At 57.9% G+C, this 22,912-nt stretch carries 17 protein-coding genes and 1 other RNA gene; 3 read left to right on the top strand and 15 right to left on the bottom strand.

Going from position 1 to position 22,912, the window contains the following annotated elements; genetic code table 11:
• Nucleotides 1-43 precede the first annotated feature (43 nt).
• The 14 genes from KL786_RS23965 to KL786_RS24035 all read right to left on the bottom strand — a co-directional run bounded on the left by KL786_RS23965 (nt 44) and on the right by KL786_RS24035 (nt 20,400).
• Nucleotides 44-568: a hypothetical protein gene (locus KL786_RS23965; protein ID WP_215519204.1), complete on the bottom strand. Its 525-nt coding sequence runs from the start codon at nt 566-568 to the stop codon at nt 44-46.
• A 56-nt stretch (nt 569-624) separates the two neighbouring features.
• Nucleotides 625-1,425: a diaminopimelate epimerase gene (dapF, locus tag KL786_RS23970; RefSeq protein ID WP_215519205.1), complete on the bottom strand. Its 801-nt coding sequence runs from the start codon at nt 1,423-1,425 to the stop codon at nt 625-627.
• A gap of 385 nt (nt 1,426-1,810) precedes the next feature.
• A complete protein-coding gene (locus KL786_RS23975; protein ID WP_060764093.1) occupies nt 1,811-2,746 on the bottom strand; it encodes a restriction endonuclease in 936 nt (311 codons plus the stop codon).
• A gap of 26 nt (nt 2,747-2,772) precedes the next feature.
• Nucleotides 2,773-4,137 carry a restriction endonuclease subunit S gene (locus tag KL786_RS29980; RefSeq protein WP_081095730.1) on the bottom strand — a complete coding sequence of 455 codons (1,365 nt, stop codon included), beginning with the start codon at nt 4,135-4,137 and terminating at the stop codon, nt 2,773-2,775.
• Nucleotides 4,134-5,690, bottom strand: a complete 1,557-nt coding sequence (locus KL786_RS23985; protein WP_060764091.1) for a class I SAM-dependent DNA methyltransferase — start codon at nt 5,688-5,690, stop codon at nt 4,134-4,136. The genes KL786_RS29980 and KL786_RS23985 overlap by 4 nt, the downstream gene beginning before the upstream one ends.
• A gap of 66 nt (nt 5,691-5,756) precedes the next feature.
• Nucleotides 5,757-7,268 carry an RNA/DNA-binding domain-containing protein gene (locus KL786_RS23995; protein WP_060764090.1) on the bottom strand — a complete coding sequence of 504 codons (1,512 nt, stop codon included), beginning with the start codon at nt 7,266-7,268 and terminating at the stop codon, nt 5,757-5,759.
• A 94-nt stretch (nt 7,269-7,362) separates the two neighbouring features.
• Complete coding sequence (gene hsdR, locus KL786_RS24000; protein ID WP_060765271.1) at nt 7,363-10,827, bottom strand: type I restriction-modification system endonuclease; 3,465 nt, start codon at nt 10,825-10,827, stop codon at nt 7,363-7,365.
• Nucleotides 10,828-11,116: 289 nt separating this feature from the next.
• Nucleotides 11,117-11,392, bottom strand: a complete 276-nt coding sequence (locus KL786_RS24005) for a hypothetical protein (RefSeq protein ID WP_081095874.1) — start codon at nt 11,390-11,392, stop codon at nt 11,117-11,119.
• On the bottom strand, nt 11,389-12,369 hold the full coding sequence (locus KL786_RS24010; protein ID WP_060765272.1) for an integrase domain-containing protein: 981 nt from the start codon (nt 12,367-12,369) through the stop codon (nt 11,389-11,391). The genes KL786_RS24005 and KL786_RS24010 overlap by 4 nt, the downstream gene beginning before the upstream one ends.
• A 954-nt stretch (nt 12,370-13,323) precedes the next feature.
• Complete coding sequence (locus tag KL786_RS24015; RefSeq protein ID WP_032895260.1) at nt 13,324-14,580, bottom strand: integrase domain-containing protein; 1,257 nt, start codon at nt 14,578-14,580, stop codon at nt 13,324-13,326.
• A 187-nt stretch (nt 14,581-14,767) separates the two neighbouring features.
• Nucleotides 14,768-15,161, bottom strand: a transfer-messenger RNA (tmRNA) gene (ssrA, locus tag KL786_RS24020).
• A gap of 102 nt (nt 15,162-15,263) precedes the next feature.
• Nucleotides 15,264-15,548, bottom strand: coding sequence for a PA2433 domain-containing protein (locus KL786_RS24025; RefSeq protein WP_032862884.1), 285 nt, complete (start codon nt 15,546-15,548; stop codon nt 15,264-15,266).
• Nucleotides 15,549-15,768: 220 nt separating this feature from the next.
• Nucleotides 15,769-18,579 carry an FAD-binding and (Fe-S)-binding domain-containing protein gene (locus KL786_RS24030; protein WP_215519206.1) on the bottom strand — a complete coding sequence of 937 codons (2,811 nt, stop codon included), beginning with the start codon at nt 18,577-18,579 and terminating at the stop codon, nt 15,769-15,771.
• Between the two features lie 126 nt (nt 18,580-18,705).
• Entirely contained in the window at nt 18,706-20,400 is a 1,695-nt protein-coding gene (locus KL786_RS24035) for a lactate permease LctP family transporter (RefSeq protein ID WP_215519207.1), read from the bottom strand.
• A gap of 260 nt (nt 20,401-20,660) precedes the next feature.
• On the opposite strand from KL786_RS24035, the gene KL786_RS24040 reads away from it, so the two are divergent.
• Complete coding sequence (locus KL786_RS24040) at nt 20,661-21,428, top strand: FCD domain-containing protein (protein ID WP_032862889.1); 768 nt, start codon at nt 20,661-20,663, stop codon at nt 21,426-21,428.
• A 65-nt stretch (nt 21,429-21,493) separates the two neighbouring features.
• Here the strand turns inward: KL786_RS24040 and smpB are convergent, their stop codons facing one another.
• Nucleotides 21,494-21,976 (bottom strand): SsrA-binding protein SmpB, encoded by a 483-nt coding sequence (gene smpB, locus KL786_RS24045; protein ID WP_029299012.1) that lies wholly within the window; start codon nt 21,974-21,976, stop codon nt 21,494-21,496.
• 168 nt (nt 21,977-22,144) lie between these two features.
• On the opposite strand from smpB, the gene KL786_RS24050 reads away from it, so the two are divergent.
• Both KL786_RS24050 and KL786_RS24055 read left to right on the top strand, forming a co-directional pair.
• Nucleotides 22,145-22,579: a type II toxin-antitoxin system RatA family toxin gene (locus KL786_RS24050; protein ID WP_032862891.1), complete on the top strand. Its 435-nt coding sequence runs from the start codon at nt 22,145-22,147 to the stop codon at nt 22,577-22,579.
• The gene (locus KL786_RS24055; protein ID WP_215519208.1) at nt 22,572-22,886 is read left to right on the top strand and encodes an RnfH family protein; all 315 of its coding nucleotides are present in this window, start codon (nt 22,572-22,574) and stop codon (nt 22,884-22,886) included. Before KL786_RS24050 ends, KL786_RS24055 begins: the two co-directional genes overlap by 8 nt.
• Nucleotides 22,887-22,912: the final 26 nt, after the last annotated feature.

A 22,912-nucleotide genomic window follows, 5' to 3' on the forward strand; every position in this document is an offset into this window, starting at 1 on the left:
AAAAGTTGCGCTAGGTGGTATGCCGGGGAAATACATGGCTACTTCAGACCATCCCTAAAGGGCCGCTGAGCTTTTCCACACGTATTTTTCCGCCCTCTCTCAGAGCATTTGCCTGGCAGATCTTTATTCTTCTATCCAATTCCCGGTCATAAACCCGTCCCCCAGTGCAGTATCTGTGGTTTGAGTGATATTCGTAGGTAGCGTTGTAGCTGCCAGGAATTGAACTTGAAAAGTAGATAAGCACTGAAAACAGCACGAACTCTGCTGCAAGGGCAACGCACCAGATGCCGGCTGCGCCATATAGGAGATCGCGCTTTGAATATTTGAGGCGCGGATGATGACGTCGCACACTCACTGTAAAGCCTGCCGCAGCCAGCACAGTTGACGTCACCAGATAGATTTTAGTGGTCAGTGCGTTAAAGAACGTGCTGGGAAAAATCCAGAACAGCCATATCCCAATCAACGCCAGGAAAAGCCAAATGGCCGAGCCGACGACGAGGCGCCTGGAGGTAAGCTTTTTTTTCAATTCAACGGGCTTCCATGCATGAACAATGAGGGGGCCTATCATCGCCCATGTCTTTTGGTTGGATAAAGCAACGCGATGGTCACCACACGCTGGGATTTCTAGAGCGCAAACGCTCCTGAAAAAACCACCTCAACCGGCCCAGTGAGCAACACCGGGCCGGTGCCTCGCCATTGCACCGTGACGCTCCCGCCGTCGCATTCAACCTCGACGCAATCGTCCAGCAACCCACGCCGCATACCGTTGACGGCCGCACCGCATGAACACGTGCCCGAACCCAACGCAACACCGCCGCCGAGCTCCCAGATCCGCAGCCGGATATGCCGGCGATTGATTACCTGCACGAAGTGCACATTCGTCTTCTCGGGAAACAATGGATTGGTCTCAATCGTCGGCCCGATTGCCGCGATATCAAGAGTGCCCAGATCATCGACAAAAAAAGTGCAGTGCGGATTGCCCATGCTGCACGCGGCAGGCTCACCGGCCAGCGGCAGATACGCCGTATCCAACTCATGGGCCAGGGGAATCTGCTGCCAATCGAACAGCGGCTCACCCATGCCCACGGTGATTTTGTTGGCTGCGCTGCGCTCACAGGTAAGCAAGCCGCGATTGGTCCGCAGCACCACCGACGTACTGTTCAATTCGCTCATCAAACGACTGGCAACCCCCCGCGTGGCACTGCCGCACGCATCCAGCGCAGTCCCATCGGCATTCCAGAACATCACCCACGCCGCCGCATCCTCGCAATCGAGCATCACCGCCAGTTGGTTGAAACCAATCCCACGGTGACGATCGCCCATGCGCTTGGCCAGGGCGCTGGTGATGGGGTTGATGGTGGTACGTGCGTCGACAATGACAAAGTCATCGCCGTTGGCGTGCATTTTGTGAAAACTCAACGGCATGGCACGGTCCTGATGAATGACGAAGAGGCGCTGGCGTGCCAGCGATGAGAGTTAACGATAACGCGTCTTGGGGTGGATAATCGCGATCACTTTGGGGACTTCGTGAACATGCTCGTTCCTATAGGGAAGGTGGGGTATTGGTTGGAACTACAAGAATATTCAGCGCACGCGCCACTAGCAATTCTGGACTGCCCGCGCGCCCGTATTTACTGGGTTTCAGGCACATCTAAAGACGTCTGTGGACGTCTTTAGATGTGCCGGGGTAATCTGAAACAAGTCGGTATCTATCTGTTTTTATTGGCTAATAATCAATCTAATAAATAGCTTGGAATACCAGATGGAATGCTGGTTGATCTGGCTTTCGATGGAATGGTGCTTTTTGAACTCAGCCAAGCGACTCATCAAAGTAATCGCTGTCGAGTCTCGGCACCTTATAAAGCTGCGAGCTGACACCAACCTCGTGATCCAACATCAGATTGACCAGGCGTTTGCCGTCGACCAGCACCAGCCCCTCGACCGAGCGCGCGAAGTCAACGGCCTGGGCGGTGAAGCCGGAAGTGGTGATGAATACACCGCGTTTGGCTTTCTGCCCGGCCAATGCGCCATAGAACGCTTGCAGGTCGGGCCGGCCGACGGTGCTCTGCCAGCGTTTGGCCTGCACGTAGACTTTCTCCAGCCCCAACGCGTCCAGCGAGATCACTCCGTCAATGCCGCCGTCGCCACTGCCGCCGACTTGTTGCAGCGCCTGACGGTTCGCGCCGTAGCCCAGGCTATGCAGCACATCGAGTACGATGTGCTCGAAGCGCGTCGGGCTCGCTTGCAGCAGGCTGTCCAGCAGGTCGCCCGCGACGCTGGTACGCAGCTCGAGGATGGCTTGGTTCAAGCGCTCCTGCGGGCTGCTAGTGGCGAGGTCGGTCTGGGCAATCGGCGTTGAAGTGTCGTTGCTCTCATCCAGCGAGGCGGCGTCCGGCGCTGTCTTCAGCTTCACGCTCATGAAGTTCACAGCTAGGTGCTCGACCTGTTCTGGGCTCAACGGAGCCGGGTTGGCCTTGGCGAAGGCGCGGCCGGTGTCGGTCAGCTGCCAGTAGCCACGCTTTGCGCTGCTGGAATAGCCGGCGCGCTTCAGCCGATCATGCGCCCAGCCTGAACGGTTCTTGTAGGTGGCCTGGCCACTGGCGATGGTCTCCTGCCGCTGTGCTTCGCTTAGGCCAAGTGTCATGGCGGCCGCTTCGTGGGCCTCGCCCGCCATGGCACCCTCCGGGTGGGCGGCGAGAAAACGCAGGATGGGCTCGATGAACTGGTCGTAGGTCGGGACTGACATCGTTGGTTTTCTTCCAGAAGTAAGGCTTAGTCCGCCGTGGCGGATCTGCGACCGCGTTTGCCCTTGGGTGCAGCGGCGTGTTGGGCTTTGATGCGATCAAGCAGTACGCTGGCCGGTTCGTCGTTCGGGTCCTGCGGTACCAGCTCACCGCGGAATGCCTTCGCAAGGATGCTTTGGGTCAGGCCGTCAATGCGCGCCTGAGCTACTTTGACGCGGACTTCCAGTTGGCTGACGAAGGCGAAAAGCTGTTCGACACGCTGAATGATTTCGATTTGTTCAGTTGTGGAAGGAAGACTGATCTCGAAGACTTTCAGAAACCCGAGATTAATCCTAGGCCGTGTTGCACCATGGACTGCTTCTCTGATCTGGCGGTAGGTTTGCCTAGCTGCCAGTGAATATAGTAAAAATTTAGGTTTCGCAACTGTTTGATCGATTCGAAGACAGAAGCAATCTGCCTTATTGATGAAAGTCTCCTCGCTTTTTGGTAATTGGCAAACCCTGATCTCCTCATCGACAAATGACGAAAACAAAATATCCCCTGGCTCAAGCTTGTTCTTAGCAAGCTCTTTAAACTTTGCAGGGCTTATGAAGGTTTCTTTTTCGGAAATGAACCCCATATGGCCGATGTTTTCCAAGCGCACTACTCGTACTCCCTCGCTTGTATAGTCATCCGACTTGAGCTTGGAGCCAAACGGGCCGTCAAATGCGACGCTGCATACTGATTTTATTGCAGTTTTTTTCCATTCTGGATCCACGGCTTGAGCATGACGCCAATCCTCCGTCAACCGCCCGGAAACTGCGGCGGCGAGGACGGATTGGCGGAAGCGCTTGAGCAGCGCGGGGATGCTGTCGACACGGCATTTAAGGGTATCGACCTGGGCCAGTAGTTCGTCGAGTTTTTGGGCGATGCGTGCTTGTTCCGCGGGTGGTGCAATGGGTATTTGCATTCCGCCTAGGGCTTTCAGATAAATTCCCTTCTGCGCCGTCCCTTTTGCATTATTCAAGAAGAAAGACTGCGCTGCGGGGGAATCCAAAAGGTAACGGAGGTAGTTCGGGTTCATAAGGTTTGATTTTAACACTGCAACGCTACGTTGCAGTGTGAACTCAGGTGCCGTCGCTGGAACTACAGCGGTGCGGCCAATGGCTCCAACAATAGTAAGCAAGACATCCCCTGCAGAAATATTGGTCCTATTGTTTTCAAGTTCAAAGTCGTCAGTGCTCAATAAGCGCAATCCATCAAAATGTATTTTTCCATTCTGAATATTCTTAGCGCTTAACATCGGCTTTCCCGATGGCTGACCGGTAGGCGGGTTATGAGAGCCGTCAACAATCCTATAGCAAATATCTGCAAGTGTTGCTGTTTTCCAAGTTTGCGGAGATTGCCAGCTCACGATTTGAACTCCGCGCTAGTTTCCTCAGCCACCACCAATCCCATCACCTCGGCCATCAACTGCTTCTGCACCGCCACTTCATCCCCAGCACCCATCGCCCTCATCAGCTCCTCCAACTCATGCAGCGCCTCAGTCAGCTCAGCCATGGCCTCACCCGCCAACACCTCCGGCGCCGGCAAGTCATTTGCATCCAGACTGTCTCTATCCTTCAACCAGCTGATATCCAGCGAATCTCCACGCTGCTCAATGAAATCGCGCGTAAACACCCGAAAGCGACTCAGCTCACCAATCCCCTCGATATTCTCCGCACGCGGGGTATTGCCATTGGCATCCGCCCCATACGCTTCTTCGAAAGGCTTGAGATGCGCCGCTCCAAAAGGCGTACGCTTACCAAAATTTGGCATGTTGCTGCGCAAATCGTAAACCCACACACGCTGCGTACAGCCTTGCTCCTGACGTGGGTTCTCAATCGTGCCTTTCTGGAAAAACAGCACATTGGTCTTCACGCCTTGAGCATAAAAGATCCCCGTCGGCAGGCGCAGAATGGTGTGCAGGTTGCACTTGTCCATCAGATCGCGGCGTACATCGGTGCCGACGCCGGCTTCGAACAGCACGTTGTCCGGCAGCACCACGGCGGCGCGGCCGCCCGGCTTGAGGCCACGGTAGATGTGTTGGAGAAAGGCCAACTGCTTGTTACTGGTGCGGTAGGTGAGGTCATCACGAGTCGGGCCACCGCCACCCTTGGCAGTGCCGAACGGTGGGTTGGAGAGGATGAGGTCGACCTTGGGTAAGTTGGCCCCGGTCTGACCTAGGGCGTTGCCCAGGTGCACCACGCCTTCTTCGTCGCCTTCCATGCCATGCAGCAGTGTGTTCATTAGTGCCAGACGGCGAGTGCCGGGCACCAGTTCTACGCCAACAAAGGCGCGATTGCGCTGGAATGCCTGGGCTTTGGCATCGAGGTCGTAGTAATCGTCGGTTTGACTTTTGATATAGGCGTCAGCAGCGATCAAAAATCCCGCAGTACCGGCGGCCGGGTCTTGTATGGTCTCGCCTGGCTGCGGCTTGATGCAGCGGATGATGCTGTCGATCAGCGGGCGCGGGGTGAAGTACTGGCCGGCGCCGGACTTGGTCTCGCTGGCGTTCTTTTCCAGCAGACCTTCATAAAGATCGCCGAGGCCGTCTTGGCGGGCGCTGAACCAGTCGATGCCGTCGAGGCTCTTGATCAACTGCTCGAGGTGGCGCGGTTCCTTGAGGCGAGTCTGAGCGTCGGCATAGATGGCGGCGATCAGAGGGTCAGGGTTTTTGCCAAGGTCCAGCAGCATCTGCCGGTAGTGATCGAGCAGGTTAACGCCGGACTTGCCAGCCAGGTCTGGCCAGCGCGCGCCTTCGGGCAGCTTATGGCCGAAGCTGTCGTTGTTCTGCACCTGTTCGAATTCCATCTTGATGAACAGCAGCAGCACGAGCTCGGTGACGTAGTCGCTGTAGTTGATGCCATCGTCGCGCAGAACGTCGCAGAGGTTCCAGAGTTTCTGGACAATATCGGAGTTGGTCATGGGGTACCTGTGGCGAAGTGTGTAAAGCGCCAGATCGCGCTGGCGCAAAGAAATGGTTGTCTGGGCTCAGTCGTCTGAGGAGCGTTGTTCGGCCTTTAGCGCTCGGCCGGCCGCAGTCAGGCGATAGCGTTGCTTGCTGCTGTTGGGCTTGTCTGGAATGGTCATCTCGACCACGCCAAGCGCCAGTAGTGGGGCCAAAACCTGCTCGCGGAACTTGCTACGGTTGCTGCGCCCGACGAAGGTCATTAGCTCTGGCGCAGTGTGATCGCCCGTCATCTTGCACAGCAGCGTTATCTGCTCTTGCTGCAAAGACAGGCGAGTTTCGGCTTGTTCTTCTTCGACAGCGGACTCAGTCCCTACTTGGTCCCTACTTGGTCCCGACTTAGTCCCTACTTGGTCCCCACTTGGGCCCGAAAGAGGCCCTTTTTCAACGGCGCGCTGAATCACCACCTTGAACTGATTACTCTGCCGGTCGTCCTCCAGCCGGATCATTGGCCAAGCATCGATAGCGCGCGGGATGCCGGTTCCCAAACCGCGATAGGGGAGAATGTGCACAGCATGGGAGGTGAGCGTCGGGTTACGACGGTTGGACAGGCCAAATCGAATTTTCTCGGTATCGAGCACGTCAGGCAGGTGCCCGGGGCTGATCAGTTCGATGCGATCGGCGAAGATCATGATCCGAATGGAGGCGCTGACAAAGTAGTCGCGGTGGATCAGGGCATTGACCAGCAGTTCTTCAAATACCTCCTCCGGCACTTCCAGTTGGCCGAGGGTATTGAAGCCCTGCTGGCGCTGCACGTGGTGTAGGTTGCGCTTTATGAAGGCAAGGCTGCGTCGGTACTGTTCCTGCAGATTACCGTCGATATCTTCGCTGTCTAGATAGTGGCGGTCATGCAGAACCGTGCCCGGAAACGCCACGGCCTTGACATCGAACGCCGGGCACAGACGTTGTGGCGCCTGGCCGAAGAGCAGCAAACCGGCCAAATTGGGTGTGTCGCCACTGGCGAGGCCAAGATTTTCCAGGATGCGGATGGTTTCCAAACCTGTCTGTTCGGGGCTCTGCCGAAAGCGTCTTTGAAAGTACTCGCCGAGCGCCTTGGCATCTATATCCGCTACGCTGCTGCCCGCGACCGGTACTGCATCAGCACACACCAGCCCGGCCTGCTGGAACAAACGCTGCAGTTCTTCACGAGCCGTGACCCGACGCTTGTCGGCGCCGTTCTTTACCCAGATGCGACCCTGGTTGTCGACATAGGGTTTATTCAGCCCTTGTTCGACTGTCACCACCATGACCAGCCCGTGTTCGGTCTGAATGTTGCTGGACCGCGGATTAATCGCCGGGCGGACGTTCTGCGAAGCCGCATTGGAGAGGAGCTGATTGAGCCGCGCCACGTCGGCACTACTCAACCCGCTTACGGTACCGCCATCGTCTACGCCAATCAGCAGATGGCCACCAGACGTATTGGCGAACGCCACCAACTCGGCTGCCAAGGCATCGATATTGTTGAAATCTCGCTTGAATTGATGGCGGCTGTCCTCACCACAGGCAAGGATCTGGTGAAGCTCTGCAAGGGTCATTAAGCTTCTCTAGCTGTGCGGTCGATAAGTCGAGTGGCCGGGCATTATCCCTCATGAACGAGTAGGTGGCTAACCCCAGCGTTTGTGAGCGGACTTATCCGGTCTGTGCCCACAGATTGTCATTCAGGGCATCCAGCACCACGGTCAAGTTGCCGCCGAGCATTTTATTCAGCCGCGTGCTGCCGCCATCATTCTGGAACGCTTCGCCAATCTGCTTCTCGTCGATTACAACCTCATGTACTAACTGCTTGGCCAAGCGATCCAGCCACTTGCGCTGGACTTGGGTCCAAGACTGCAAGGTGTAAATCGTTTCCATTGCCTTGGTTACGCGTTGCTCGAATGGCAGCAGGGCCTCGCCGAGGGCGGCGCGGCGGATGAATCCGACGATGCTGGCAGCGATCTCCTGGTTGGTTTGATTGCGCCAGGCGCTTTGCAGGTTCACCTCGCTGTAGCCATGACCATCAAGCAGCAAGCGCACCTCGCGCAATTGCTCACGGGTCAGGTCTTGCGGACGGTTGACCACTACGCCTAGGGCCACCGACTGGTTCAACTGGTTCTTGATGAAGTCGTTGAAGCTTTCCAGATAGTCGGCAGGCCTGTGGTAATCTCCGTAGCTTTGTTCACGGACCATCAATTCGTCCGAATGGGTGGAGATCACTGGATAATTCAGCGATCCCAGCAAAGCATTAACCGTGGCGAGCTGATTGAGCAGTTGGACATGCTGTTGGATGAACTGCGCAGCTTGCTGTGGACCGAGCTGGTGCAGGTGCTGATGCAGTTTGTCCGGGGCTATGCCCCAGGTGTTCTCCAGTTCGGCGAGCTTGGCCTTTAGGGTTGGCTTTTGCTCGGCCTTATGGCTGGCCTTGCGCAGAATACGCATGATCCGCTGGCTGAGCTGGTCCAGGACGTCGTGGGCATGACTAGTGTCTGGCTGGTTACCAGGAGCATCGAGGCTGGCTGGGTTGCTTAGCTCGCTGACCAGTTGTTCGAGGCTGATGCTCGGATCCTTCACCAGCGGCTTCATTGTATCTACTGGTTCGAGGGCGGCGTACAGATCAACGGGATCGTAGATCTTGAAGACTGTCTTGCCAATATCATCGCAGCGACGAGTCGCGCGGCCCTTCATCTGTTCGTAGAGGATGCGCGAACGCACCCGGCGCATGAACACCAAGTGGCAGATGCGCGGCACGTCGATACCAGTAGTCAGCAGGTCGACCGTGATGGCGATGCTGGGGTAGCGCTCGTTCTTGTACTGGCGGATCAGTTGTTTAACCTTGTCACTCTGCCCAGTGATGATTTGTACCGCCGCTTGGTTGTAATCCTCGTCGTGAACGTCTTTGAACGCTTCGTCCAAGAGGTTTTTCACCCGCTCGGCATGGGCCTGATTGACGCAGAAGATCATTGTTTTTTCGTCGCCCAACGGGTCGAGCTCTTGTGCCAGTTGCTCGCAGATGACCTTGTCGAAACCGGGCGTAATCACGCGGCGATTGAAAGACTCGATTTCGAAGTCGAGTTCGTCCTCGAGTTCGGCGACATCCACCTCGCCGGTGCTCGTATCGATGACGCTGACGCTCTCGCCCTTGCCAAAGTGGATGCCATTATCGCTCAGCAGGGTCTTGTAGCGGATTGGCGGTTCATGATCGATCAGCCAGTCGTCAGCTACGGCCTCACGGTAGCTATAGGTGAATATCGGGGCACCGAAGACCTCGCTGGTGTGCTTGGCTGGCGTGGCTGTGAGGCCGATGCGGCAGGCGTCAAAGTAATCAAGGACGCGCCGATACTGCGACAGGTACTGGTTGAAGTCGCGCACCGCCAGTTCGCCTTCAGTCATTTCCTGGTCGAGGGTGTAACCGCGGTGGGCTTCGTCGACGATGATGCAATCGAAGGCATCGATGGGCGGCGGAGTATCCGACTGGAAGATGCGCTTGACCATGGCCTGTACGGTAGCGACCTGAACTCGTGTTTCTGCTTCGGCAGCCATGTCACCGAGTTCTTTGACGTCGTAAATTTGCGACAGTGTGTGGTTCTGTTCCAGCGTCGCCTCGTTGAAGGCTTCAATGGCTTGTTCCCCCAGTGCGCTGCGATCAACCAGGAAAAGAATACGGCGAAAGCGCTCTGCCTTCAGCAGGCGGTACATCAAGCCAATGATCGTACGCGTTTTGCCTGTCCCTGTGGCCATGGCCAGCAGGCATTGGCGGCGATTGGCGGCCAGCGCCTGCTCGACGGCGCGGATGGCGTTTTCCTGATAGTCGCGCAGCTTGAGGTAGGCGAAGCCTTCCTGCTGTAGTTTCGCCTCGGCGTCCTCACGGCTGCGTTTGAGTAGGTCGAGTAGACCGCCCGGCGTGTGGAAGTCCTGCAGCGGCCGGCGCAGGTTGGCCGGACTGCGCAAGTCACGAAACCAGATGCCAGACAGCTCAGCGAGCTGCTTAATGAAGGGCCGGCCATTGCAGGCAAAGGCAAACGGGACTTTGAAGTGGCCGCCCTGGCCATCCGCCCAGCCCGTGTTCTGCCCGGCCGGTTGCAGATTGTCAGTAACGATCAGTTGGCGTGAATAGCGCTCGGCTTGGGGAATGCGGTCCGCTATGTTGACACGCTTGCGCTTAGCTTCGACGATGGCGACTGGGATTAGGCCGGCGAACAGCACGTAATCAGCGTTTTCTTTCGGCTTGCTGGTTGGCCATTCGGCGATGGCCTTGTTCTTGCCCTTTTCGGGCCGAGCGCCCTTGCTGTAGGTAAGATCGAGCGAATCGGCTTCCCAGCCGGCATCGTTCAACTGTTGATCGATGAGAATACGGGTGAGGTCTTCATTGAGGTCGAACTGGCTGCTTGCCTGCTGAGTTTTACGCGTGACCTGCTGGGCAGCTTGCGGCTGATCTTCAAGCTGTTGTTGCAGCACTTTCAGCCGCGCCTCGAAATCGACTCGGGCCTTCGATAGTTCTGCCTCGCGTTCAAGGGCAATCTGCTCGTAGACGCGGGCTTCCTCGTTCATCTGCCCAACAAGACTGGCTTGCTCATGCTTTTCTTGCGCCAGTAGCTCGGCTAATTGGTGGTTGTTCTCCAATTGCTGGCGACTGTCGCCCAGCTCTGCGCGAAGTTTTTCGATCTGCCCCTGCAGCTCACGTAGAGGCTCACTCGGATCGACCGGAACCATGAAAGGCCCAGGCTTAAAGGTGTTGCCGCCCGTGCCAAATGACTGGTGATACCAGATCGCCAAGGCGCGGGCGACCCTCAGCCCGTCCAGTGCCTCACGATGCTGGGTGCGGAATTCATGGGTAGCCTTATTGCCTTCGATGCGCAGCGTATGGAATAGGTTACGGATGTTACCGTCGAGCTGGATTTCACGACTCAGGCGGAACAGCAGATCAGCTTGGGAAGTAGTGGCGTCGAACTCAATGCCTGCTCTTACCGCCAGATCCTGGGCGAGCGCTTCGCCCAACTGGCGCAGTTTGATCAGCGTCGTGTTGGGGTCGCTGGAAAATACTCGCTCGGCCGCATTGGCAAGTTGGAAAAAAACCGGATCGTGTTCTTTGAAAAAGGCGAAGTTGCTGTTCTCTGCCATGTTCCATCCCTTGAGTTCGTCACCAGCCATCCCGAGAGTGGTGGCGCTATAAAGGCATAATGCCAGACGAAGCGGGGTGCGTGTATAATCGTATGCCGTCGGTCCAGCGTGACCAGCTTCTGGTCGAGGGCGAGATGTTACGCTTGTATGCGGCGCGACTTGCGCATAATCGGGCTGACCTTTAAAAGTCATGATTTCCTCAGCACTGAGGAGATTGCTTATAGGCGCGTCGACGCCATGATTTTCCGAGGCGGTGGCGATTACCGATGGGTAGGAACGGGAGCTCCACTCAACGCTTAAAAACCCATGGCCTTTCCAGGCGTCGTGCGAGCAGTTGGACAGTAAGCAAATAGTAATACTGTGTTGCTTCACTGCGGCCGGTGAGGAAGTGTTCAAGAAACCAAACCAAATGCTTTCGCTGCCAGGCCCAAGGAGTTGATCGCTGCCAGCGTTTTGCGATTTCAGATTGGATGATTCTCGCCTGCCGCAAATGCCGGTGCCGCGTCGCATGCGACCCTGTCAGCACGGCACTCAAGAACAACTCCATATCAAACGCCTTAGTCATACCCTCCCCCCTATGTAGGCAGCGACCACTTCAATCCGTCCATGCCCCAGCTCATCGCTGATCTGCATGCGAGCCTCAAGATCTAGGCGCCGGTCTATGGCGTAGCACTGACCACCATTTACAGGCGCACGGTGATGTGTGATCTGTTCATAGCGCTCACATGCAAACGCCGCCCGAAGTTCGTGAAAGCCTTTGAGGTCGTGTGCTTTCAGGACCTCTCTCGCTGGCTGTGCTATTTCCTGCAGAACGTTCAGATAGCTCTCGTTTGGAGCAATCAGGTTGCGGCTATCCGTGGGGGATACTTGCAATGCAAATCTAAGTGCGCCACGAATATGGTCATCCACCTTAATCCAGCGGGGGGCAGATGCACCGGCGCGGCCGCCTTTTGTGCCATCCTGAATATTGATTTTGCCGTAGAGCGCGGCTTCACGGCTCAGCCGTGGCAGGTCAGCCAGGATGGCCTCGCGCAAACGCATCCCCGTGGCTCGCGTCAACTGAACTATCGCTGCTGCTCGCATCTGACCACGGCTACAAAGCATCTCGACGATCTGCTGTACCTGTTCGCGGTCTTGGCCTTGCGGCGCCGATTGACGTACCCCGGTGCGCTGCATACCCAAGGCCTTGCTCGGACTTGGCAATTTTACATATTGATCACCGCGAAGCGCTGCCATGGTTCGGTTAACGCTGGATAGCCGGTTTTGGGCAGTGCTGATTGCTAGGTCGCTGTGCTCAACGAGGCCGCGAAGGTATGCGGCATAGTTCGACAACACCTCGCGGTCAATCTGCCGCGCATCGTTGACCCCGGGTCCCGCTTCAGACCGGCACCACTTCACGAATGCCCGCCACCGATCGCTGTGCGCCTTGACCGTGCCGTAATGGCCACCACCGAACATATCTTTCAGCGCCTGCTGACCCGCATAGCTCAACTGCCTGCCGTAACCGAAATTGCGGCCATCGCGTCTACCTACCAATGCCATGTCAGTCACCTCATCATCCGATCTCCAACCCTCGCCCCACGTCATCCCGCCAAGAATGCTGAGTGTTATCAGGGATCAAGGCCCCTGCGACCTGTGGGGATGTCCTCTAACGCGGGACTGGCGGCTCCTTACGACCAGGAGCAAGGGCATCTCATGATCTGGCCTCCTGAGCACCGTTACCGGTGGGCGGGTGGAGGCTGCATTGGCTAACGAGACCAGTGCCGCGAGATCCTGAGCCAGGTGCAAGCAGCAATGCGATGACCGGGGCATGCCTGACTGTCAGTCAGGTGCAGTCCATTCCTTGGTCTGCGGCACCATCATCTACATCGCTGTTGCTGGTGACATCGGCGTTTGTCACGCCGATTGTCACGAGGAGGAATGCCGCAAAGCCATGTGCGATCAGGGCTGCAGCAGTGGTGGAAGTGCCCGTCTCTTTCCAGAAGAAAGAGACGGGCACAGGTTGGCGCAAGATTCGGCCAAGCGGATAGGTTGCTGCAGGGCAGCGAAGTAGGAAGTGTCGTCTGGCGCACGAGGGCCATGATCTGAAGTAGGCATCCATCACCGGGGAGGTGACCGGGCGAGCTGCCGGACGCGAATCGCCATTTGGGGGGAGAACCACCGCAGGAGCGGCGTGGCCTTCAAGGTTCGGACCACCTGGGTTGCTGTCATCGACAGCGGTTGCACGGCCAGTTCTACGCCTGTGGAAAAATCTGGTCAAGGTTCGAAATTCAGCGCCACTTTGGACTTCAAGAGCAGTTATCCACCGGTGGAATTCCGTGGTAAATCCTGGACAACGTCGTGGCTTTTAGCTCTTCAAAGTAAGGTCCATCCAAACAGGGCGGCTTTGCAGCCCTGTTTGGATGGACCCGCGCTGACAAGCGGATAAACGAGGCTGCTTTCCCTGATTCCTGAGCGCTCAGTTGCTGTCGCCACCGTTACCGCGCCTGTACAGCGCTAGCGGATCGGCACCACGTTCCTGTCTCTGGCTTGGCCATATGCTGAGGCGAGCAGGCTGCCGGTGGCGGCGTTTTGGATGTACTCGCTCCACCAGGCCATCATCGGGCGTCGGCGCTCAATGTAGTCGGCTCGGTTGTAGGCGCTCCGCACCTCATCCTTGTCGACATGCGCCAGTGCAACCTCAATCAGCTCCGGGTCCCAGCCATGCTCATTTAAGATGGTGCTGGCCATCGAGCGCATGCCGTGGCTGACCAACCGATCCTGGAACCCCATGCGCTTCAACGCCATGTTGGCGGTTTGGCTATTGGCGTGGGTACGTGGATTTCTGTCTGCCGGGAATACGAATTCGCGATGGCCGCTGTGAGTTTTCAGTGACTCCAACAGAGCGACAGCGTGATCACTCAACGGAATGCTGTGAGGGCGGCGCTTTTTCATCCGCTCCGGTGGGATAGTCCAGACACGCCTTTCAAAGTCGATGTCTGCCCAGCGAGTAGTCGCCGCCTCGGCGGGGCGAGTCATCGTGTGCAACTGCCATTCGATGAGGCAACGGGTTGTGCGTTTGATGCTGGCGTTAGCGATCTCCAGCATGAGCTCGGGGAGCTCTTCGGGCGGTAGCGCTGCCATGTTTTCTTTCTTGGGCTTTTTGAACACCGCCCTTATACCGGTGAGAGGGTTTGCGAAGATCAGGCCGGAGTTGACGCCGTAGGTCATGATCTCGTTTAGCCGTTGGCTAAGACGTTTGACAGTCTCCAGGCTGCCTTTCGCTTCGATTGGACGAAGCAATGCGATCACCATCGGCGCCGTGATTTTCGTGAGTGGTGTCGTCTTCAAATCGGGGAACACGTGCAGCGTGAGCGACCGCCAAATGTCCTCGGCGTAGGCAGGGGTGACCGAGTCCTTCTTGAGTTCGAACCAAGCGGTGGCCACGTTCTCGAAGGTGTGTTCCGTTTCTGCGCGCTTGGCTTCATTCAGCGTATTACGCTGCACCTTCGGATCGATGCCCTGGGCGAGCAGCTCCCGCGCATCGACTGCCATCTTTCGTGCGTTCGCCAACGACAGTTCGGGGTAGGTCCCGAAGCCGATGTTGATGCGCTTTTTGGTCACTGGTTCGCGGTAGTTAAAATTCCACAGCAACGAGCCGTTGCTGCGTACGCGGAGCTGCAAACCGTCACCGTCTGTGAGGACGTAATCCTTGGACGCCGGTTTGACTCCCTTGAGCTGTCGATCGGAGAGGCGGAGGTTTTGAGCTGGCATGAGATTGTCCTCAGGCACTAATTCGGTATTCCAAAGATTAGCACCGGACGGACTGGAATACCGTCTGGAATACCCGAATGGCTGGAACTCAAAAACTCTCAAAAGACCGAAAAAGCGCTGGATGCCTCGTATTTACTGGATTCCAGGCACAAAAAAAGACGTCCGTGGACGTCTTTAGATGATGAAATGGTGGAGCCGGGGGGATTTGAACCCCCGTCCGCCAGTACTCTGCTGTCGGTACTACATGCGTAGCCGTTTCTATTAAGTTAACCCTCAGCGACCCGAAGGGCAGGGTGCTTTGGGCGAGTTGTGTAAGTTTTAGCCGCTTCGTCCACAACGTACTGCACGGCGATTCTGTTCTATATGACAATCACTTTGGGTTTACAGACATCCCCTGATGATTGCTGGACCCGAAGGTACCAGGAGGGAAGGGCTAAGGCTGCTTACGCAGCGAGAGCGTATTCCCCGTAGGTTTCGTCATTGGCAACTATAGAAAGTTGCAACAGTGGATTTACGAGTTCTGTTACCAACTCGGCATGCACCTAAAGGTTCGCAACCGGCGTCGAATCCTAAACGGCCCCGTGCTTGTTGCTCGATGTGATCGTGAGCGACAAGCCTGTGCAGTGTACGTCAAACGGTCACAGAAGGCCAACCCGAAAGGTTGGCCTTGAGCGGTTGACGGGTTATGGGTTGCCGCCCTTGTCCAGGTTCTGCAGGTCTTGCAGGGCCTTGGATGTGATCTCGATACACTTCTTCTCATCACCCGCCGCGTGGGCCGCTTTGGCTTGGGAGACGGCGGTGTCGATCTCGCCGCTTTTGCCGCTGGTATCCGTGGCGAGCAGCGCCTTGCCGTTGTTGATTTTATCCAGGTTGATCTGGCACAGGTCTGCGTCGTTGCCAGCGGCAAACGCGGGCGGGGCCAGCATTGCAGCGGTGATGAGCAAACCTGCAAGAGCGGAACGCTTCATGGGAGATCTCCTTGTGCAAAGAGGCCTCGATGCTGCGCGGTAGTTGTGGGCAGCCAGCGAGGTCGTGGATCAGCCTCGTGGGTCGGGGCTTATGCAGAGGACTGTGCTGGGGGGCTTGGGTTCGGTTTTATTGATGGACGGGCTTGAGCGCGATGGGGCGTATCCGTTGACTGGTGTGCTGTCTGATACGCCGCTATCGCGAGCAAGCCCTTTTGTGGGGTTAGTGGGCCCGGGCTTCGGTGACGCGGTCCACCAGGTAGACCAGCCCGTGGTAATCGATGCCGCCGTGTTGGGTCAGGCCGATTTCACAGGTACGGCTGGTGGAGATGCCTTCGCTACAGTACTGCACGGCGTCCTTGAGGGAGCGCAGTGAGTGAGCGTTGAGTTCCGGGGTGGTGAAGCCTTTGTCGCCAGCAAACCCACAACAGTGAATGCCTTCGGGGATCACTACGTTATTGCTACAGCGCCGGGCCAGGTCGATCAGGGCCTGGCTTTCGCCCAGGTGCTGGGTGCTACAGGTGACATGTACTGCAATCGGTGCATCCTGGGGGGTGAAGTCCAGGCGGTCCATCAGGTGGGTGCGAATAAAACGTACCGGGTCGTAGAGGTCCAGGCGCGTTTGCCCAAGGTCCTGGACCAGGCGCAGGGTACATGGGCTGGTGTCGCAGTAGATGGGGTCGAGGCCGCCACGGCTGGCGTGGAGTAGGGCGCCGATCAGTTCCTGGCGTTTGTGCTCGGCCTGCTCTGCGTAGCCTTTGGAGGCGAAGGGCTGGCCGCAGCACAGGCTGTCGGGATTGTCCGGGATGACGACCTGATAACCGGCTTTTTCCAGCAGGCCACGGGTTTTGTCGTACAGCGACATCTGCTCTTTATCCCCAGCCGCCGGGCCCATTGCCCGCGATACACAGGCCGCGAGGTAGACCACTCGTGGGCGCTCGTCATTGACGGCCGGGCTGAAGCGGATGGCTTTTTCCGGCTGGGGCATGGCGGTGTTCCACTGCGGGATTTGCCCCTTGGACAGGCGGGTTACCGTGGCCGAGAGTTTCGCCAGGCGGGGCGCGCCGAGCAGCATGCGGGCGCCGTTGGCTACATGCAGGGTAAAGCGTGCACCTTGCAGCGCGGTGGAGAAATGGCCGGCCAGCCACTCGGCGGTTTTCGTACTACTCGCTTCGCGGCTGCGCAGTTTTTTCACCAGGTCGCCGGTATTGATGCCTACCGGGCAGCGCTGGGCGCACAACCCTGTTGCGGCACAGGTGTCGATGCCTTGGTAGTGATAGGCCGCTTCCAGTTCAGTGGTATCGATACCGGCGCGTTTGCGCGCCTGGATATCACGCCAGATCACGATGCGCTGGCGCGGGCTCAGGGTCAGGCCCTTGGATGGGCATACCGGCTCGCAGAAGCCGCACTCGATGCACTTATCCACAATTTCGTCGGCCGCCGGCAGTGGCTTGAGGTGCTTGAGGTGGATTTGCGGGTCTTCGCTCAACACCACGTCCGGGTTGAGAATACCGTTGGGGTCGAGCAGGCGCTTGAGCTGCCACATCAACTGGTAGGCATCGCTGCCCCATTCCAGTTCGACAAAAGGCGCCATATTGCGACCGGTGCCGTGCTCGGCCTTCAGCGAACCGCCGAATTCCACGGCCACCAGTTGTGCTACGTCATCCATGAACGCCTGGTAGCGTGTGACTTCTTGCGCGCTGTTGAAGCCTTGGGTGAAGACAAAGTGCAGATTGCCTTCCAGAGCGTGTCCGAAAAGGATGGCTTCGTCGTAGTGATGTTTGTCGAACAGCTCGATCAAGCGGTTCACACCAATGGCCAGTTGCTCCACCGGGAAGGTCACGTCTTCGATGATCACCGTGGTGCCGGTTTTGCGTACGGCGCCGACGGCAGGGAAAGTGTCCTTGCGGATCGCCCATAGGCGCGCGTTTTCCACCGGGTCTTCGGTGAAGTCGACTTGCTTCTCGACTGGGAAACTGGCCAGCGATGCCATGATCAGCGCCAGTTGTTCATGCAGCAATGAGGGCGAAGCCGCGCGGGATTCGATCAATAGCGCGCAGGCACCTTCCGATAGCTGCTGTACGAAAGCGGGCATGCCGGGTTTGTCCTGCACCGAACGCATACTGCGTCGGTCCAGCAGCTCGACCGCTGAGACGGGCTGGGTTTTCAGCACCGTCACCGCGTTGCAGCAGGTTTCTACATCGGGGAACACGATCAGGGCCGAAGCCTTGTTCGGGTGATCGATCACCGTGTCGTAGGTGACTGCGCTGATGAATCCCAGGGTGCCTTCGGAACCCACGAGCAAGTGGCTGAGGATATCCAGCGGCTCGTCGAAATCCACTAGGGCGTTGAGTGACAGGCCGGTGGTGTTTTTCAGACGGTATTTGTGGCGGATTTTTGCAGCCAGTTCAGCATTGGCCCGGGTCTCGCGGCCCAGGGTGGCCAAACGTTCAAGCAGTGCGCCGTGTTGCTGGCGAAACGCTGCGACGCTGGCGGCATCTTCAGTATCCAGGCGACTACCGTCGGTCAGTACCAGGCGAATCCCCGCCAGGGTGTGATAGGTGTTTTGCGCGGTGCCGCAGCACATGCCGCTGGCATTGTTGGCGACAATTCCGCCAATTTTGCAGGCGTTGATTGACGCAGGGTCCGGACCGATCTTACGTCCGAACGGCGCAAGCCAGGCGTTGGCCTGGGCCCCGATCACGCCGGGTTGCAGGCGGATCTGCGTACCTTGGCCGCGAATCTCGCGCCCGTTCCAGTTATCACCGAGCACGATCAGCACTGAATCGCTGATCGCCTGGCCGGAGAGGCTGGTACCGGCTGCGCGAAAGGTCACTGGCACGCGGTCGCGTTGCGCCAGTTGCAGCAGTTCGACTACCTCATCTTCCGATTCGACGCGGATCACCAGTTGTGGGATCAGTCGGTAAAAACTGGCATCGGTACCGAAGGCCAGGGTGGAAAGAGGGTCGTCGAAGCACCGATCTTTCGGGATCAGTCGTGCGACAGCATCAAGGAACGCGATGGGCAGGCTCATGGTGCCTCCAGGATCAGCAGCACCCAGTCTGAGGAGCCTAGGCGCCACGGCTCAGCAGACTGGGTTGTGAATAGCTGACGCCGCAAGGCGGCTGCGGCGTCGGTTCTTACGGTATTGCCTGTGGTCTTAATGCACCAGCATGCCGGTGAACCAGTACGCCTGGGCGTAGGTGATCAGGCCGACAATCGTAGCGAAAAACAGGCTGTGCTTGAGGGTAAAGCGGAACAGGTCGGATTCCTTGCCCACCAGGCCGGTCGCGGCGCAGGCCACGGCGATCGATTGCGGGGAAATCATCTTGCCGGTCACGCCGCCACTGGTGTTCGCCGCTACCAGCAGGGTATCGCTGACGCCGATCTGGTGCGCGGTGGTGGCTTGCAGGGAGCTAAACAGGGCATTGGACGAGGTATCGGAACCGGTGAGGAACACGCCCAGCCAGCCAAGGAACGGCGAGAAGAACGGGAATGCCGCGCCGGTGCCGGCCAATACCAGCGCCATGGTCGACGACATGCCGGAGTAGTTGGTGACGAATGCGAACGCCAGCACCATGCCGATGGACAGGATCGGCCAGCGCAACTCGTAGAACGTCTCTTTAAAAGTGGTCAGACCAGTTCTGACGTTGATTTTCAGCACCAGCATGGAGAGCAATGCGGAGAAGAAAATCGCCGTGCCCGTGGCGGAAATCGGGTCCAGCTTGAACACCGCCGGGATGGCCGTCGGGTTGGTGACGATGGGCGCAACCTTGACCACCATCTGGTCCAGGTGCGGAATCGCAAAGTTGAACACCCAGCTGTACATCGATCCGCCGGCGGCGAACATGGCCTTGAACGGCTTGAGGGTCCAGATGGTGACCAGCACGGTCAGGATCAGGAACGGTGACCAGGCTTTGAAAATTTCCATCAGGCTGTAAGGCGAAGCCACGGAAGTGCGTGGTTGGCCGAAACCACCGACGCTGCCGGTGACCGAAACGCTGGACGTGGCGCCAGCAATCTGGGCACCCGCAGTGCGCTTGGGCTGCCAGACTTTCAGGAACAGGGTCAGGGAAATCAGGCTGGCCAGGGCCGAGGTGATATCCGGCAGTTCCGGGCCGATGAAGTTGGAGGTGAAGTACTGAGTGATGGCAAAGCTCAAGCCGGCCACCAGTGCAGCAGGCCAGGTTTCCTTGACGCCGCGCACACCGTCCATCATGAACACCAGCCAGAACGGCACGAACAGTGACAGCAGTGGCAGCTGGCGACCGGTCATGGCGCCGATCTTGAAGGCGTCGATGCCGGTGACCTGGCCGGCTACGATGATCGGGATCCCCAGGGCGCCGAACGCCACGGGTGCGGTGTTGGCAATCAAGCACAGGCCGGCGGCGTACAGTGGGTTGAAGCCCAGTCCTACCAGCAACGCGGCAGTAATCGCCACGGGGGCACCGAAACCGGCGGCACCTTCCAGAAATGCGCCGAAGCAGAAGCCGATCAGCAGCACTTGCAGGCGCTGGTCATCGGTAATCGACAGCACGGAGCTGCGGATCACTTCGAACTGGCCACTTTTGACCGTCAGTTTGTAGAGAAATACCGCGGCGACGATGATCCAGGCGATTGGCCACAGGCCGTAGGCAAAGCCATAGCCGGCAGCGGCGAGTGCCATATCGACCGGCATCTGGAAGGCGAAGATCGCCACCAGGATCGACAGCGCCAGGGTGATGCTCCCGGCAACATGGCCTTTAAGGCGAAATACCGCCAAGGCCAGGAAGAAAAATACGATAGGAATGACGGCGGCCAGTGCGGACAGGCCAAGGCTGCCGAGTGGGCTGTAGAGCTGTTGCCAGGTTTGCATATGGGGTGGCCCCTAATTGTTGTTGGTCATGCATGCTCAGCTGATTTGGATAATTGGTAATACCAATTTACAATCGCTGATGGCTAGGGTAAGAGCCTTCGGGGTGATGTGTCAATTTGCCGCCTGAGAAACTTTGGTCGCATGTCGGCGGGCGCTGGGTCTGATCGGTGTAATCAAAGGGGTTCTGATAGGTGCCGCCGGCGCGGCAATAGGCCAGAATAGAGGGCCCGGCGAGTGGCCGGGATCGTGGAGAGTCAGTTATGGCGTTTGATCAGGTGCGTCAGCGCCGTTTGTCCGACGATATTGTCGAGCAGCTTGAGGGAATGATCCTTGAGGGCACGTTGAAGTCGGGCGAGCGATTGCCAGCCGAGCGCGCACTGGCTGAACAGTTCGGTGTGTCGCGCCCGTCGCTGCGCGAGGCGATCCAGAAGCTGGCGGCCAAGGGGTTGCTGGTCAGTCGTCAGGGCGGCGGCAATTATGTGGTGGAGACGCTGGGTTCAACCTTCAGCGATCCATTGCTGCATTTGTTGGAAAGCAATCCCGAGGCCCAGCGCGATCTGTTGGAGTTTCGCCAGACGCTCGAAGCCTCTTGTGCGTATTACGCCGCCTTGCGCGCCACCGAGGTGGACCGGGAACGGCTGACCGCAGCTTTTGACGCGTTGCAGGATTGCTACACGCGTGATGATGAAGTGAGTCGCATTGAAGAGGGGGCGGCCGATGCCAGGTTTCACTTGGCTATCGCTGAGGCCAGCCACAACGCGGTATTGCTGCACACCATTCGTGGCTTGTTTGATTTGCTCAAGCGCAACGTGGTGACCAATATCGGCGGCATGTACCAGCAACGCACCGAAACCCGCGACATGCTGATCAACCAGCACCGGGATTTGTACCTGGCGATTATTGAAGGGCGGGCGGAACAGGCACGGGAAGTTTCAACACGTCACCTGCTGTATGTGCAGGAGGTGTTGGAGGAGGTGCGTCAGGAAGTGCAGCGCATGGCTCGGGCGGAGCGGCGCAAGGGCATGTAGCCGGCCATTGCGGCGCAGGGAGCCGTCCCTACGCCGCGCGGGCTCGCATCAAGGGGCGGGGAAGATCAGTCTTCCTTGCCCTTGTTGCGTACGGCGCGCTGCAATTCCCGATTGGAGTCGCGCTCGCGCTCGGTATCGCGCTTGTCGTATTCCTTCTTGCCCTTGCCCAGTGCGATCTCGCACTTGACCAGGTGCTTGCTCCAGTACCACGACAGGCAAACGCAGGCATAACCCTTCTGCTGCACGGCAGCGGCAAGCTTTTCCAGTTCGCGGGCATTGAGCAGCAGCTTGCGCGTACGCACCGGGTCGGCAATCACGTGGGTACTGGCGGTCATCAGCGGCGTGATATGACTGCCGAGCAGCCAGGCCTCGCCATCCTTGAGCAGCACGTAACTGTCGACCAGTTGCAACTTGCTGGCGCGCAGACTTTTTACTTCCCAGCCGGCCAGGACCAGACCAGCCTCGAATCGATGTTCGATGAAGTAATCGTGTCGCGCCTTTTTGTTCTGCGCGATGGTCCCTGTTGGGTGTTTCTTTTGTTTAGCCATAGGGGCGGCATTATAGGGAGTTGCGAGCGTGTCGGCTACGGTCAACCTGCGTGCTTGAGCGTGTTGGATGAATCCCGGACAATACAGGCTGTTCTCTGATTTCTTTCTCTCGCGAATCGGGCAGTCTTTTCGCGATGTTTGCCGCTCAGCTTCGGAAATAACGCTCCCATGACGACGCATATTCAACGCTCGGCCCTGTTGCCTTACCCGGCGCAAGCGCTCTATGACCTGGTCAACGACGTGGCGAGCTACCCGGATTTCCTGCCCTGGTGCTCCTCGTCCACGGTGTTGGAGAGCAGCGATGAGCATATGCGTGCGAGTCTGGAAGTGTCCAAGGGCGGGCTTGGCCAAAAATTTGTGACCAGCAATGTGCTGGTTCCTGGCCGGTCCATCGAGATGAATCTGGAAGAAGGGCCATTCACTCAACTGCACGGTGTCTGGGTATTCAAGCCATTGGGGGAGAAGGCGTGCAAGATCAGCCTGGACCTGACGTTTGATTATGCAGGCTCCATTGTGCGGGCTACTTTGGGCCCGCTGTTCAACCAGGCGGCGAATACCCTGGTGGATGCGTTTTGCCAGCGAGCCAAGCAACTGCATGGCTGAGCCGCTGATCGAGATTGAAGTGGTCTACGCCGCTGTAGACCGCCAACGGTTGTTGAACCTGGCCGTTGCGCCGGGTACGAGCCTGCGGGCGGCGGTGTTGGCCTCAGGCATTGCGACACAGTTTCCCGAGGTGGATGTGGCTAATTGCCCTTTGGGGATTTTCGGCAAGGTCGTGGCGGATGCGCAAACCCGCAGCGTGCAGGTCGGTGATCGCATCGAAATTTATCGCCCTTTGCTGGCGGATCCCAAAGAGGTGAGGCGCTTGCGAGCGGCCAAGGCGGCCGAGGCTCGGCGGCAAAATCCATGACCTGTGAAATAGCAGGCAACAAAAAG

Source organism: Pseudomonas sp. TAE6080 (assembly GCF_018732265.1).
Classification (GTDB): domain Bacteria; phylum Pseudomonadota; class Gammaproteobacteria; order Pseudomonadales; family Pseudomonadaceae; genus Aquipseudomonas; species Aquipseudomonas brenneri.